This is a genomic window from Pseudomonas sp. FP818 (assembly GCF_030687335.1).
Taxonomy (GTDB): domain Bacteria; phylum Pseudomonadota; class Gammaproteobacteria; order Pseudomonadales; family Pseudomonadaceae; genus Aquipseudomonas; species Aquipseudomonas shahriarae.
Genome location: NZ_CP117427.1, coordinates 3,427,641 through 3,441,709 on the forward strand (window position 1 = coordinate 3,427,641; position 14,069 = coordinate 3,441,709).

Genomic DNA, 14,069 nt, shown 5'->3' on the forward strand with positions numbered 1-14,069 from the left:
AGAGCTGATGAGAATCAACCGCAGAAATGGCATAGTCGCCCGTACAGCAAATGGAGTAGGCCCCCGATGAAGCAATACATCCTCTACCCCCTCTTGGCGCTGCTCGCTGGATGCAGCAGCGGGCCGTATCTGCATCCCCAATCGGCAGTGGGCACCCATGCGTTACTCGAACGTACCTGCCCCGGCCCGAAAGCCGCAATGAGCTACGCCCCGCTCTCGGAAGAACTCGATTGGGTGCACGTATTGGTCTATGTAGCACCGCCCGGAACATCCAGCTGGCCAGGCAACCTGCGCTCAACCGACACAGAACTGCGCCTGTTTGGCCGGCTTTACATCCCCCCACGCCTGCGCAACCTGGACACCCCGGATCAACGCCGGGCGGCTTACAAACAAACTGACCCGCCGCTGTGGGTCAGCGCCGATTCGCCGTTGGTCACTGTTACGCTGGCGACAGGCGAGACCTATCAAGTCAGTATCGAACAACTGAAAACCGGCTTTGACCCCAAGAAGCAATCCAGCAGCAGCGGCAAGGGCACGGCCCTGGGCAAGGGCGATATGGATGATTTCACCCTCACCTTCCCGGCTATATTTGTGAACGGTGAAAAAGTGCCGATGGCGCCGATTCACTTCAAGAAACGCGAAGAGCGCTATGCACCGGTATTTAACTGTTGAGTGAAAAAATTCAGGACCTGCGTCCGACAATTCAGGCAAGGAGCAGTGCAGTGATCAGCATTCGGGAAGCAACCATAGAAGACATCCCCCTCCTTCAGGAACTCGGCATGAAGACATACCGAGAGCATTTCTCTGAAATCTGGACCGCTGCGGGCATGCAGAACTTCCTGAACGAAGATTTCTCGACCCGCGAAATGCAGAAATCCATCGAGTCGCCTGCCCATCACTGCTGGCTCATCGCATTTGACGAAACCAACCACGCCGTAGGCTTTTCAAAGGTCAACTGGTCCAAACCTATGCCCCTGCCTGGTCAGGTTGGCAGTGAGCTACAGAAAATTTACTTCCTCAAGTCACAGGCGGGCAAAGGCTACGGAAAGCAACTCTTGCAGCTTATCCACCAGTACGCAAAAGACCGTAAGGAAGGCGCTATCTGGTTGGATGTGCTGAAGTCCAATACCAGTGCACAGCGCTTTTATGAAAACTGCGGATTTGAGGCACTCGGCGAAATCCCGTTCAGTACCGACAAGGCCGACATCGGGATGGTTGTAATGCGCTGCGATCTTTCCCGGTAGACAAGGGTCACGCTTCTCATACCCGCAACGCGTTACATCACCCAAGGAATGGCAATGAGCTTCGACTGGCACTCCGGCCCCATCACCCGCACCACCCCACTGGACAAGCACTACAGGAATACACAGAAGGTGCGCCAGTTCCTGATCGGCGAGTGCGGGGAGTCATTCAAGTTCGATCGGGCGTTCATGGCCTGGATCAAGAGTAGCGAGCCCTTGACCATGGGGGACGTGGCGGATCAGTGGAATCGGACTCGATCATCCTTGCCCCAGGCACACCGACCCGGGAAAGAGTTGGATCAGTAACCAGCCCGCCACAAACAACCCGGCACCAAACGTGAGGTGGGCAAGCAGGCTTCGGCGCCTGGCTCGGTTCGGTGTCGGCGTCTTGGAAGCGGCGAAGCCGAAACCAAAGGCGGGCTGCATGATGCAGAACGGTGCAAGCACGCTGATCAAGCCCGTCAGTAACGCGGGCATCAGCGAGGGGCTGCAGAGCCAGGCCTGCCCTTGGAATGCCAGAAGCACCATCGCGAAGACAACACCGGTGACGTAGTGGAACCCCCAGCCAATCAGGCTTTCATGTCGGGTAGGGTGCGCAGCCACAATCGAGGCGTGGCGAAACTGTCCTTTGGGCATGTGGCCCAGCCAACGGCCGACAAGCCTGTAGTCCAGCGATGCGCTGCCAAATACCCGTGCTTGAATCAACGCTGACAGGTCCATGATCAACGTGGCCCCCAGCCCAACCAGCACCATACGCAGTACCATCTCAGCGGTTTCCATGTTATTTCCTCTTGCCTTTGGCCGGTTTTGATCCCGGCAGTCTGCAAGTTCAAGTCGACTTGAGGTCAAGCATGAAAGAAATGGATATCGGTGAAGTGGCACGCCGCTGCGGCCTACCGTCTTCGACCCTGCGGTACTACGAGGAAAAAGGCCTTATCCGCTCCATAGGTCGCCGTGGCCTGAGCCGGGTATTTGCTGCGGATGTACTTGAACGCCTGTCATTGATCACCCTCGGCCAGTCTGCGGCGTTTTCCCTGGACGATATCGCCACCATGCTGGACGCGGATGGCCAGCCGGCCATTGACCATCAGCGACTGGCCGAAAAGGCTGATGAGCTGGACCATACGATCCAGCAGCTCAGCGCCATACGTGATGGACTGCGGCGTGCTGCGGCCTGCCCTGCGGCGCGGCATATCGAGTGCGCGAACTTTCAAAAAATCCTGAGCGCTGTGAAGACGGGCAGCGTGAGGAGAAATACCAGCAACAGGTCTCAATCACACCTCAAGACCGCCAAGATCAAAGGGGGTCGAACCCCCTGAGGCGTGTCCACCAACGTGCCCGACCAGCGGCACCCCGTTTCGCCAGTTGATGCCGCACTATATTTGGCATGCCTCTACGACCGATGCCCCCTGCCCTGCCCTTCGAATACCCTGCCCACCTTCGCGCCCAGGCCGAAGCTGCGCCGCGTGCGCCCGGCGTGTATTTTTTCTACGCGCAAGGCGATTCGATGCCGCTGTATATCGGTAAAAGTGTCGATATCCGCAGCCGTCTGCTGGCACACCTGCGCACTCCCGAAGAAGCGCGCATGCTGCGTCAGGCACAGCGGATCGAGTACCAGCAGACCGCTGGGGAAATCGGTGCACTGTTGCTGGAGTCGCGCCTGATCAAAGAGCTGCAGCCCCTGAAGAACAAGCGCCTGCGCAGGCAGCGACGCCTGTGCTCGCTGCGCATGCACCAAGGCAAACTCGAGATCATCGACACCACCGCGCTAGCTGAGGGGCCACAGTTGTACGGACTGTTCCGCACCCGGCGCATGGCAATCGAAGCGTTGATGCTGCTCGCCGACGAGCATCGCCTCTGTCATAGCTTGTTGGGTATAGAGCCAGCCAACGCAAAGGGCTGTTTCCGCGCGCAGATCCGTAAATGCGCCGGGGCATGCCGGGGCGACGAAACCCATGCAGCCCATACCGAACGTTTGCTGCAGGCATTGGCGCACTGGGCCGTCCACCGCTGGCCATACCCCGCGGCCATTGCGCTGCACGAACGCCATGGCCAGATGGAGCAATACCACGTCGTGGACAACTGGCGGTACATCGGGACTTATGCCTCGGAGGCCGAAGCCCGATTGGCGCCGGCCCTCCCGCCGCAGTCCTTCGATGCTGACAGCTACAAAATTCTTGTCCGTCCGGTGCTGTTCGAGAGCGCCCGTGTGGTGGTGCTGTCGTAGGTGGTGCCTTGCAGAGCCCGTGCGCCAGGAACCTTTTTCATAATCGGGAATCAGTGCTGCATGTTTTCATACCAACAACTCAGCGAATTCCCGATGATTCTCAGAAGATCCCTGCTCTGTATCGCCTTGGTGGCCGCCGGCTTTCTTGCCGGGTACGCCGCAAAACCCAATGATGGGCTGCAAGTAACCGCTGGCCAACTCATAGAGTGTGGCCAGGTGACCATTCCCACTCTGGGCATGTGAGCCATGTTAGGGGGACGGATTTATTTAATTAAACCAATAAAGCATCAGAGAAGCGGTCAGGCATAAAAACCCTCTCTCACAATAAAAACAAAGAAAAAGTCAGCATTGATCCCCTGGCGGAGGAACTCGCACAGAAAGGCTAATAGCTGATTGCCCTTATCCGATGGCCTGATTTAATGATGGTGGCTCCACAAACCTGCTGGCTAGCTGATACCCTTTCGGCTCAATGTGCGGCAAGACAAGGACGTGAACACAATGAACAGGGAGATCATCCTGATGCGCCATGGCCAGCCGAACCTGACCATGCTCGGCAAGGTTTCATTATTCGAAATGAAACACTGGATCGAACACTACAACTTATCTGAAATCACCCGCCAGCCCGCCCCGCAGGCGAGCATGCAACTGGCGGCGACCGCTCGAGTAATCGTATCGAGTAGTGCCCCTCGAGCGCTTTCCTCCGTACGGGCGTTGTGTCTTCAGCCTACAGTGGTAGACCCGGTGTTCTGTGAGGCACAACTGCCCCATGGCCGCTGGAGACTGCCGAAGCTCTCTGGGTTTACGTGGGCGTTTATCCTGCGTATTTCCTGGTTGTGCGGTTTCTCGGGAACGGTCGAATCAGCCCGCCAGGCCAGGCTACGGGCCGGCATGGCAGCTCGACAACTTCAAGACCTTTCCAGCGCCGGGCCAGTCCTGTTGCTCGGTCATGGATTTATGAATCGAATGATCGGCAAGCAGCTCGAGGTTAACGGCTGGACTCGCCAGATTCGTAACGGAAACCGCTACTGGAGCGCAGTGGTCTATCAGATGAATCAGCAGTAAGGCCCGTCGAGAGAACGCCACGCGCGCTTCGTAGAAGCTGGTTTTTACGGATCATCTAACAGCCTCCAGGGATTGCAGCCTAGCTGCTCCCCCAGGAGCTGGATGAACAGCTGGCATGACCTGCAGTAGGCAGTCTACCGAATCAACGGAAGTCGAAAAGTTCGAAGTGAAGATTAGCTTTCGGAATTCGATGGAGATCCATTAGTTCATACACCTTGCTTAGTAGTCCTTTGGGGCCGCAAAAACTGATATGAATTTGGTGCGGTTTGGTTTGAGCCACCGCGTCACTCAAGGTTTCAGCCAACTGCTCAGTCCCCCCCGTATTACGAACAAATTGCGCACCACGCATGGTGGCCATACTTTCCAACTCTTCGGACGGCGGGAAGGCGCGCGAGGGGGTGAAACAATAGACCAGCGTTGCCTTTTCGAAGTCTTTGGCATTCGGATCTTGCAACCAGGAAATAAAAGGCGAAATCCCCACACCGGCGCCGATCCAGATTTCCCGCTCGGCGTGAGAGACCCGTTTAAATCTTCCATAAGGGGCGTAGACAGTGGCAAGCATTCCGGCTTTCGCACACTCGCAGAGCTTTTTGGTGTAATCCCCAAGCCCTCTGATAATGAACTCAATTTGCCCATTCGGACCGTTGGCGCTAGCGATCGTGAAAGGGTGAGGCTCACGCAACCCTTTTTGCTGCATGGCCAGAAACGCAAACTGCCCGGCACTGAAGTCAAATCCTTTATGGATGGGCTCCAGCGTCAAATGCAGCGCCCTGTTGCCCCTATTGACGGTTTTCACCTTGTACTCGCCAGCACGGGCAAAAAAGGGGTAAAGAACCAGTTTGTAAAGGGCTGCCAGCACACCCAACCCGCAGGACAGCGCCAACCAGAGGCCTGAAGGGCTGAACAAAGTGATCGGCGACTTGAAGCTTAACCAATGTAAAATCACGACCAGAAACAATGGCCCGGAGAGCTTGTGCCACCACCGCCACAGGCTGTAAGGAATATTGCGATTCAACGCAAGAAGTACGATCAGACCTAGTGCTACATAGCTCAACTGGCGCACTAGCCGCGTCCAGTATTTTGGCAATTCCAGAATAGGCACGCTGTTCCAGGCATCCAGATTTGCCTTGAATACAAAGTGATACGTGGCAAATACAAGCGCCCAGATACCTAGCCACTTGTGTGACTCATAGACCCGGTCCAAGCCGCCGAATAGATTCTCAACTGCCCTCCAGCGACTGGCCAACAGGCAGGAAGCCGCCATATAAACCAGTGCGCACGCTCCAAGTATCAGGCTGAGAGTTGCCGAAGTGAGCCAGGTATCAACAGGTATTTCAATCAGCAGCGTTAGTGTCGTAATCACTAAGATACCGAGTATGCAGTGCCAGCTCTTCACCGTGAACGCTCCCGTTATGAATATGGTGTCGTAGGCTGAACCTCATCCTCCCTGAAACCGTCAGCGGCCTGATACGTTAGCAGGCTACTGAAATAGGGGGATGACCCAGGTCATATCTAGAGAGAACATGCGAATGAACCCAGCCGTGCGCGATTTCGCTCGCCACAGCGGTCTTCGGGAGCGGGGTTTCTGTGGGTCGTCCAGTGTAGGGCTCCACCGGCAACAATCTCTGGATCCGCCTTATCGTAGCCAGGCTGCCTGAACGAGCTTGGCGCACTGGTCGAGCGAGTGGAAACTGTATCGATGGAGAGCAACTGCTGCGCCGTGCGAACACCAACCAAAGAGGCGATAGTGATCGAATCAAGCTATGTGGTAATTCACTCACATGTCAGCGAATTTCCTGAACCTATGACCCTCCGAACTGGGGACGGCGTTTTGGTTGGGGAGCGATATGATGGTCCCGAAGGCTGGCCTGACTGGTATTTTTGCACTGCCCCGGCCCAAGAACCTGGCTTTGTACCAGCGCAACTCCTTGATCGCCACGTGGACGGCTCCGCAAAGATGCTGGAGGACTTCACTAACAGAGAGTTGGATGTTGTCGAGGGACAAGTACTGCAAGGTAATCGTCAATTGAACGGTTGGTTATGGGCGGTACGGATTTCAGACGGTGCAACTGGGTGGGTGCCCTTAGATAAGGTCCGGCTGCAAGATTGAATCATCTCTGGAATCGTGGATATCGGCGACGCAAGCCTGCTGCTGGGGCTCAGCAATCAGGAAATCACAAAGCGCGCTTACAGAAGGCTCGGCGCCACTACGAAGCCGTCAACATAGAAAAGTTCTGGAACGGTTCCATAATAGTTATGGAACACCGAGCAAATACAAGCCCGCCATAGCCAACCCCCAGAAACACAAAAGCCCCGCAATCGCGGGGCTTTCGTATGAATCTTGGCGGGAAACCAGGGATTCGAACCCTGGGAACGCTATTAACGTTCGCCGGTTTTCAAGACCGGTGCATTCAACCACTCTGCCAATTTCCCTTGCGCAACACAGGATTATAATAGCCCATCCTGTCTCAGCGGGCGCCATAATACCCGAATGAAACACACTGTCAAACTCTCTGCATAGCTTGTTACAGAGCGTCTGTTATGATCTTTGCGACTGAACGTTTCAAAACTGAAGGAGTGTCGCCATGCGCGAACAGGATTACGCAGTTAATAGCAACGTGCAGGCTGAGCAGCTAGAGGTTAGCCGCGTCCTGCGCAATACATACGGCTTGCTCGCCCTCACCCTCGCATTTAGCGGCGTGATGGCGTATGTGGCGCAGCAGATGCGTGTCGGCTACCCGAATATCTTCGTGGTATTGATCGGCTTCTACGGCCTGTTTTTCCTCACCAACAAACTGCGCGACTCGGCCTGGGGCCTGGTGTCGGCGTTTGCCCTGACCGGTTTCATGGGGTTCCTGCTGGGCCCGATCCTGAACCGTTACCTGGGTATGCAGGGCGGCGCGGAAGTGGTCAGCTCGGCATTCGCCATGACGGCCTTGGTGTTTGGTGGCCTGTCGGCCTATGTGCTGATCACCCGTAAGGACATGAGCTTCCTCGGCGGTTTCATCACGGCTGGCTTCTTCGTGTTGCTGGCGGCCGTGCTGGCGAGCATGTTCTTCCAGATCAGCGGCCTGCAATTGGCGATCAGCGCCGGTTTTGTGCTGTTTTCCTCGGTCTGCATTTTGTTCCAGACCAGCGCCATCATCCATGGCGGCGAGCGTAACTACATCATGGCGACCATCAGCCTGTATGTATCGATCTACAACCTGTTTGTCAGCCTGCTGCAGATCTTCGGCATCATGAGCCGCGACGACTGATCCCAGCCTCATCAAAAAGCCCGCTTCGGCGGGCTTTTTGTTGCCTGCGGCTTTATCATTGGCAAAGGTTTGCCTACAGAGTGTTCCATGAAGTTCGCGATTGCGCTTTTTTCCGCCGCCCATGCGCCCTCCTCGCGCCGCGCCCTGCAGTTTGCCCAGGCGGCGTTGGCCGGCGGGCATGAGATTGTGCGGCTGTTTTTCTATCAGGATGGCGTCTACAGCGCTGCCAATTCGGTGGTCACGCCCCAGGATGAGCAGGATATCGCCCAACAATGGCGCGCCTTCGTCAGCGAGCATCAGCTTGACGGCGTGGTCTGCATTGCGGCGGCGCTGCGCCGAGGGGTGTTGAATGCCGAGGAAGCTGCGCGCTACCAGCGCAGTGCGGTGAATCTGGACGCGCCGTGGGCGCTGTCAGGCCTGGGGCAGTTGCACGACGCCATTCAGGACGCCGACCGCCTGATCTGCTTTGGAGGGCCATGAAATGTCCAGATCCTTGTTAGTCATCAGCCGCCAGGCGCCATGGTCCGGGCCCAGTGCGCGGGAAGCACTGGATGTGGTGCTGGCCGGCGGCGCATTCGACTTGCCGATCGGGCTGCTGTTTCTCGATGACGGGGTGTTTCAACTGGCAACCGCCCAAGATGCCAAGGCCTTGCAACAAAAGGATGTGACGGCCAACCTGCAGGCCCTCTCGCTGTTTGGCATCGACGACGTGTTCGCATGCAGCCACAGCCTGGCGGAGCGTGGGTTGACCGCCCCTGATAGCGCGCAGCCACTGAGCAGCGAACAGATTTCCCAGATGATTGACCGTTACGATCAGGTGATGACCCTCTGATGTCGACCTTGCATGTGTTGTCCCACTCCCCGTTTACCGACAGCCGCCTCGGCAGTTGCCTACGCCTGTGTGGCGCGCAAGATGCGATCCTGCTGTGCGGCGATGCAATCTATGCCCTGCAACCCGGTAGCGCCCCCTTCCAGGCCCTGCAAGCCAAGGCCCTGGCCATCTTCGTGCTTGCCGAAGATGCCCAGGCCCGCGGCCTGGCGTTGCCGCAGTGGGCCAGGAGTGTCGACTACCCAGGTTTTGTGCAGCTGTCGATCGACCATGACAAGGTCAACACCTGGCTATGAACACCCTGACTGTAGGCACCCACACCCTTGAGCTGGACAAGGACGGCTACCTGGTTGACCTGAATGCCTGGTCAGTCGAGGTGGCCAATGCCCTGGCGAGCGCCGAAGCGCTGGAACTGACCGACGAACACTGGGAAATCCTCAAGCTGCTCAGGGGTTTTTACCAGGAGTTCCAGTTGTCCCCGGCCACCCGCCCCCTGATCAAGTACACCGCCTTGAAGCTGGGCCCGGAAAAGGGCAACAGCCTGCACCTCAACCGACTGTTCAAAGGCACTCCCGCCAAACTTGCCGCCAAGCTGGCGGGCCTGCCCAGGCCGACGAATTGCTTATGACCGACTTTGCCCCGTTGATCACCGAAACTCCCGCCGAACACCCCTTTGCGCCGTTTGTGCGGATCCTCGGCAAAGGCAAGCGCGGCGCCCGCAGCCTGACGCGCGAAGAAGCCCGGGAAGCCATGGGCATGCTGCTCGACGAGAAAGTCGAGGACTCCCAGCTCGGTGCGTTCCTGATGCTGCTGCGCCACAAGGAAGAAAGCCCGGAGGAGCTCGCCGGCTTCACCGAGGCCCTGCGCGAGCGGCTCAGCCCGCCAGCACTGAAGGTGGATGTCGACTGGCCCACCTATGCCGGGAAAAAACGCCACCTGCCGTGGTACCTGCTGGCCGCCAAGTGCCTGGCGCAGAACGGCGTGCGGATTTTCATGCACGGCGGCGGTGCCCATACGGCCGGCCGGCTGTACACCGAACAGTTGCTGGGTGAGCTGCAGATTCCACTGTGCCGCAACTGGCAACAGGTCGAGACCGCTCTGGAACAAGGCAACCTGGCATTTATGCCACTGGGCGACTGGGCCCCGCAGTTGCAACGCATGATTGACCTGCGCAATATCCTCGGCCTGCGCTCGCCCATTCACTCCCTGGCCCGCATCCTCAACCCGCTGGGCGCACGCTGCGGCCTGCAAAGCATCTTCCATCCCGGCTACCAGGGGGTACACCGCGATGCCAGTGGCCTGCTGGGTGACAACACCATTGTGATCAAGGGCGATGGCGGCGAGATCGAGATCAATCCCGACACCACCAGCCACTTGTACGGCACCACCGGCGGCGCAAGCTGGGACGAGGAGTGGCCTGCCCTCTCCGCCCAGCGCCACGTCAAGCCCGCCAGTCTCGACCCCGAACATCTAAAGGCCCTGTGGCGTGGTGAGGTACAAGACAGCTACCCGCAATTAGCGCTGATCGCCACCATGGCCTTGGCCCTGCGCGGCCTGGGGCACCCACGGGAACAGGCCTTCGAACTGGCCCAACAGTATTGGGGTGCGCGCAACACATCGAACTAGTCGATAATTAACCCCGACCCTTTGCGCTATTTGTTCGAACCCAGACGATTAGACTGCACTCCAACGCTTACTAGCCAAGGAGTCAGTCATGGGTTTGCTGATTGAAGGACACTGGCACGACCAGTGGTACGAAAGTAGCGCAGATGGCGCCTTCCAACGGGAACAGGCGCAACGCCGGCACTGGGTCACCGCCGATGGCCAACCTGGCCCGAGCGGGGATGGCGGCTTCAAGGCCGAGGCTGGCCGCTACCATCTCTATGTTTCCCTCGCCTGCCCGTGGGCGCACCGCACTCTGATCCTGCGCAAGCTCAAAGGCCTGGAAAGCCTGATTGACGTGTCGGTGGTCAGTTGGTTGATGCTGGAGAATGGCTGGACCTTCGACAAGGCCCACGGCTCCACTGGCGACAAGCTCGATGACTTTGCCTTCATGCACCAGCGCTATACCGCCGATACCGCCGACTACACCGGGCGTGTCACGGTGCCGATTTTATGGGATAAGAAGCTCAATCGCATCGTCAGCAATGAGTCGGCAGAGATCATCCGCATGTTCAACAGCGCGTTCAACGGGCTGACCGGCAACACCCTGGACTTCTACCCCGAACCGCTGCGCCCGACCATCGACGCGTTGAACGAGCGGATCTATCCCGCCGTGAACAATGGTGTGTATCGCGCAGGCTTCGCCACCTCGCAGCAGGCGTATGAAAGCGCATTTGATGAGGTGTTTGCCGAGTTGGATCAGTTGGAACAACACCTGGGCCAGCAGCGCTACCTGGCCGGTGAATACCTGACAGAGGCCGATGTGCGGCTGTTTACCACGCTGATTCGGTTTGACGCGGTGTATTACAGCCACTTCAAATGCAACCTACGACGGATAGCAGATTATCCGAATCTGTCGAATTGGTTGCGAGAGCTGTATCAATGGCCGGGGGTGGCCGAGACCGTGGATTTTGCGCATATCAAGGGGCATTACTATGCCAGCCACCGGACGATCAATCCGACAGGGATCGTGCCGAAGGGGCCGTTGCAGACGTTTGATAGCAAACATGATCGAGAAGGATTGAGCGGTAAAGAGATCTGGCGCTGATGCGCCAGCCTCATCGCGGGCAAGCCCGGCTCCCACAGTGGGTCTGTGTGCAGCCGGGCGAACAGGTTATACCTGGGACTGGGCGCCTTCAAACCACTTCAATTTCTCACGCAACACCACCACTTCGCCTACGATCACCAGGGTCGGCGCATGCACTTCATGCTCCGCCACCAGGCGCGGCAGGTCGGCCAGGGTGCCGGTAAACACACGCTGGTTGGACGTGGTGCCTTGCTGGATCAGCGCAGCCGGGGTGTCCGCCGAACGACCATGGCGAATCAGTTGCTCGCAGATGACCGGCAAGCCCACCAATCCCATATAGAAGACCAGGGTCTGCGACGGCCCCACCAGGTCATTCCAGGGCAAATCCGAGGTGCCATCTTTCAGGTGGCCGGTGATGAAGCGTACCGATTGCGCATAGTCGCGATGGGTCAAAGGGATGCCAGCGTAAGCCGCGCAACCACTGGCCGCGGTAATGCCCGGCACCACCTGGAACGGGATGCCATGGGCCGCCAGCTCTTCGATCTCTTCGCCGCCGCGCCCAAAAATAAACGGGTCGCCGCCCTTGAGGCGCAGCACACGCTTACCTTGCTTGGCCAGGTTCACCAGTTGCTGGTTGATCTGCTCTTGCGGTACCGCGTGATCGGCGCGGCGCTTGCCGACATAGACCCGCTCGGCATCCCGTCGGCACAGCTCAAGAATCGCGGGGGCCACCAGGCGGTCATACAGCACCACATCGGCTTGCTGCATCAAACGCAGCGCGCGAAAGGTCAGGAGGTCCGGATCACCGGGGCCTGCGCCCACCAGATACACCTCACCTGGTGCATGGGGCGGCTTGCCGTTGACTTTTTCCACCAGCAACCGCTCGGCTTCATCACCTTGCCCCGCCAGTTGCCGATCAGCAATCGGGCCCTGGAAAACCTCTTCCCAAAAAGCCCGGCGTTGCTGAACATCGGGATACAAACCCTTGACCTGGGCACGAAAGCGCGCGGCCAGCCCGGCCAATTGACCGTAGGTGGAAGGAATCCAGGTTTCCAGCTTGGCGCGGATCAAACGCGCCAGCACCGGCGCATCGCCGCCACTGGAGACTGCAATCACCAAGGGCGAGCGGTCGACAATCGCCGGGAAGATCACGCTGCACAAGGCTGGCGCGTCCACCACATTGACCGGCACACACCGCCGCCGGGCATCGCTGGACACTTGCGCGTTCAGCGGCTCGTCGTCGGTTGCAGCGATGATCAGGGTGCAGCCATCAAGGTCCGCCTCCTGATAACCGCGCACAATCAGTTCACCGCCACTGCCCTGCACCAGTTCACGCAACTGATCTTCAATCAGGGGAGCAACCACCCGCAATACCGCGCCGGCATCGGCCAGCAGCCGGGACTTGCGCAAGGCAATCTCCCCACAACCGACGACCAACACACGGCTGCCGCGCAGGTTATGAAACAGTGGCAGAAATTCCATTTAGCCGATGACCTCAACGCCCGCCATGTACGGCTTGAGCACTTCAGGTACACGGATCGAACCGTCGGCCTGCTGGTAGTTCTCCAGAACGGCAACCAGGGTACGACCTACCGCCAAGCCCGAACCGTTAAGGGTGTGGACCAGCTCCGGCTTGCCGGTTTCCGGGTTACGGAAACGCGCCTGCATGCGTCGGGCCTGGAAATCACCGCAGTTGGAGCACGAAGAAATCTCGCGGTATTTATCCTGGCTCGGCACCCACACTTCCAGGTCGTAGGTCTTCACCGCGCTGAAACCCATGTCGCCAGTGCACAGCGCCAATACGCGATACGGCAGCTCCAGCAGTTGCAGGACGCGCTCGGCGTTGGCAGTCAGGCCTTCCAGGGCTTCCATGGAGGTCGACGGCTCGACCACCTGTACCATCTCGACCTTGTCGAACTGGTGCTGGCGGATCATGCCGCGGGTGTCACGCCCCGAGGCACCAGCTTCACTGCGAAAGCACGGGCTGTGGGCCACGAACTTGATCGGCAGCTGTTTGGCGTCGAGGATCTCGCCGGCCACGATATTGGTCAGCGACACTTCGGCAGTCGGAATCAGGTACAGATCGGCTTCGCCATCGCGGCTGATCTTGAACAGGTCTTCCTCGAACTTCGGCAGCTGGCTGGTGCCCATCAGCGCCGGCGCCTGAACCAGGTACGGGGTATAAGCCTCTTCGTACCCGTGTTCGCCGGTGTGCAGGTTGAGCATGAACTGCGCCAGGGCCCGGTGCATGCGCGCAATCGGACCGCGCAGCAGAGCAAAGCGCGCACCGGACATCTTGGCGGCGGTTTCGAAATCCAGGCCGCCGGTCAATTCGCCCAGGGCGACGTGGTCCTTGATCTCGAAATCAAAGGCTTTTGGCGTACCCCAGCGGCGCACTTCGACGTTGCCGTCTTCATCTTCGCCGACCGGTACCGACTCATGCGGCAGGTTGGGAATGCCCAGCAGGATGGAATCCAACTCGGACTGAATCTTGTCCAACTCGACCTTACCGTCAGACAGCTCGCTGCCCATACGCTCGACGTCCGCCATCAACGGCGCGATGTCTTCGCCACGCTGCTTGGCCTGACCGATGGATTTGGAGCGCGCATTGCGTTCAGCCTGCAGTGCTTCGGTGCGGGTCTGGACGGTCTTGCGCTGTTCTTCCAGCGCTTCGATGCGCGCAACATCCAAGGCAAAGCCACGGGATGCCAGGCGGTCCGCTACGTCCTGAAGGTTGCTACGTAACAGTTTGGAATCGAGCATG

Annotated in this window: 18 protein-coding genes and 1 tRNA gene; 14 read left to right on the forward strand and 5 right to left on the reverse strand. The window is 58.5% G+C overall.

Translation table 11 applies throughout. From position 1 onward, the window contains the following. Positions 1-66: 66 nt before the first annotated feature. From PSH80_RS15250 to PSH80_RS15260, 3 genes are read left to right on the forward strand one after another with little or no spacing between them, the layout of a single operon-like run. Positions 67-672: a hypothetical protein gene (locus tag PSH80_RS15250; RefSeq protein WP_057959912.1), complete on the forward strand. Its 606-nt coding sequence runs from the start codon at positions 67-69 to the stop codon at positions 670-672. A 50-nt stretch (positions 673-722) separates the two neighbouring features. After that, entirely contained in the window at positions 723-1,244 is a 522-nt protein-coding gene (locus PSH80_RS15255) for a GNAT family N-acetyltransferase (protein WP_216312087.1), read from the forward strand. A 54-nt stretch (positions 1,245-1,298) separates the two neighbouring features. After that, complete coding sequence (locus PSH80_RS15260; protein ID WP_057959914.1) at positions 1,299-1,547, forward strand: DUF6434 domain-containing protein; 249 nt, start codon at positions 1,299-1,301, stop codon at positions 1,545-1,547. Here PSH80_RS15260 and PSH80_RS15265 read toward each other — a convergent pair. Next, positions 1,500-2,021: a DUF2938 domain-containing protein gene (locus tag PSH80_RS15265; protein WP_057959915.1), complete on the reverse strand. Its 522-nt coding sequence runs from the start codon at positions 2,019-2,021 to the stop codon at positions 1,500-1,502. The genes PSH80_RS15260 and PSH80_RS15265 overlap by 48 nt on opposite strands. Positions 2,022-2,092: 71 nt before the next feature. Between PSH80_RS15265 and PSH80_RS15270 the strand changes: the two genes are divergently transcribed. From PSH80_RS15270 to PSH80_RS15280, 3 genes are all read left to right on the forward strand, one after another. After that, on the forward strand, positions 2,093-2,560 hold the full coding sequence (locus PSH80_RS15270; RefSeq protein WP_169990001.1) for a helix-turn-helix domain-containing protein: 468 nt from the start codon (positions 2,093-2,095) through the stop codon (positions 2,558-2,560). A gap of 68 nt (positions 2,561-2,628) precedes the next feature. Further along, positions 2,629-3,468, forward strand: coding sequence for an endonuclease (locus tag PSH80_RS15275; RefSeq protein ID WP_128593580.1), 840 nt, complete (start codon positions 2,629-2,631; stop codon positions 3,466-3,468). Positions 3,469-3,966: 498 nt separating this feature from the next. Then, positions 3,967-4,530, forward strand: coding sequence for a histidine phosphatase family protein (locus PSH80_RS15280; protein WP_128593581.1), 564 nt, complete (start codon positions 3,967-3,969; stop codon positions 4,528-4,530). 142 nt (positions 4,531-4,672) lie between these two features. Here the strand turns inward: PSH80_RS15280 and PSH80_RS15285 are convergent, their stop codons facing one another. Continuing rightward, positions 4,673-5,926, reverse strand: coding sequence for a ferric reductase-like transmembrane domain-containing protein (locus PSH80_RS15285; RefSeq protein WP_198818261.1), 1,254 nt, complete (start codon positions 5,924-5,926; stop codon positions 4,673-4,675). A 351-nt stretch (positions 5,927-6,277) separates the two neighbouring features. Here PSH80_RS15285 and PSH80_RS15290 point away from each other — a divergent pair, with 351 nt between their 5' ends. Then, the gene (locus PSH80_RS15290; protein WP_128593582.1) at positions 6,278-6,640 is read left to right on the forward strand and encodes a ligand-binding protein SH3; all 363 of its coding nucleotides are present in this window, start codon (positions 6,278-6,280) and stop codon (positions 6,638-6,640) included. Between the two features lie 232 nt (positions 6,641-6,872). On the opposite strand, the gene PSH80_RS15300 is transcribed toward PSH80_RS15290, so the two are convergent. Next, positions 6,873-6,963: transfer RNA gene (locus PSH80_RS15300), tRNA-Ser, on the reverse strand. Positions 6,964-7,115: 152 nt separating this feature from the next. On the opposite strand from PSH80_RS15300, the gene PSH80_RS15305 reads away from it, so the two are divergent. The 7 genes from PSH80_RS15305 to PSH80_RS15335 all read left to right on the forward strand — a co-directional run bounded on the left by PSH80_RS15305 (position 7,116) and on the right by PSH80_RS15335 (position 11,326). After that, positions 7,116-7,787, forward strand: a complete 672-nt coding sequence (locus PSH80_RS15305; RefSeq protein WP_029293588.1) for a Bax inhibitor-1/YccA family protein — start codon at positions 7,116-7,118, stop codon at positions 7,785-7,787. An 87-nt stretch (positions 7,788-7,874) separates the two neighbouring features. Further along, positions 7,875-8,267, forward strand: a complete 393-nt coding sequence (gene tusD, locus PSH80_RS15310) for a sulfurtransferase complex subunit TusD (protein WP_057960002.1) — start codon at positions 7,875-7,877, stop codon at positions 8,265-8,267. Between the two features lies 1 nt (position 8,268). Continuing rightward, entirely contained in the window at positions 8,269-8,619 is a 351-nt protein-coding gene (gene tusC, locus PSH80_RS15315; RefSeq protein ID WP_169961315.1) for a sulfurtransferase complex subunit TusC, read from the forward strand. After that, positions 8,619-8,912: a sulfurtransferase complex subunit TusB gene (gene tusB, locus PSH80_RS15320; RefSeq protein ID WP_128593583.1), complete on the forward strand. Its 294-nt coding sequence runs from the start codon at positions 8,619-8,621 to the stop codon at positions 8,910-8,912. The genes tusC and tusB overlap by 1 nt, the downstream gene beginning before the upstream one ends. Next, entirely contained in the window at positions 8,909-9,244 is a 336-nt protein-coding gene (locus tag PSH80_RS15325; RefSeq protein WP_169961316.1) for a TusE/DsrC/DsvC family sulfur relay protein, read from the forward strand. Before tusB ends, PSH80_RS15325 begins: the two co-directional genes overlap by 4 nt. Next, entirely contained in the window at positions 9,241-10,242 is a 1,002-nt protein-coding gene (locus PSH80_RS15330; protein WP_305417364.1) for a glycosyl transferase family protein, read from the forward strand. Before PSH80_RS15325 ends, PSH80_RS15330 begins: the two co-directional genes overlap by 4 nt. An 88-nt stretch (positions 10,243-10,330) precedes the next feature. Beyond that, a complete protein-coding gene (locus PSH80_RS15335; protein WP_170044282.1) occupies positions 10,331-11,326 on the forward strand; it encodes a glutathione S-transferase family protein in 996 nt (331 codons plus the stop codon). Between the two features lie 66 nt (positions 11,327-11,392). Here PSH80_RS15335 and cysG read toward each other — a convergent pair whose 3' ends face one another. Together cysG and serS are read right to left on the reverse strand one after the other, a co-directional pair. Further along, positions 11,393-12,787 (reverse strand): siroheme synthase CysG, encoded by a 1,395-nt coding sequence (gene cysG, locus PSH80_RS15340; RefSeq protein WP_305417367.1) that lies wholly within the window; start codon positions 12,785-12,787, stop codon positions 11,393-11,395. Then, on the reverse strand, positions 12,788-14,068 hold the full coding sequence (serS, locus tag PSH80_RS15345; protein ID WP_057441423.1) for a serine--tRNA ligase: 1,281 nt from the start codon (positions 14,066-14,068) through the stop codon (positions 12,788-12,790). It abuts the gene before it with no gap. Position 14,069: the final 1 nt, after the last annotated feature.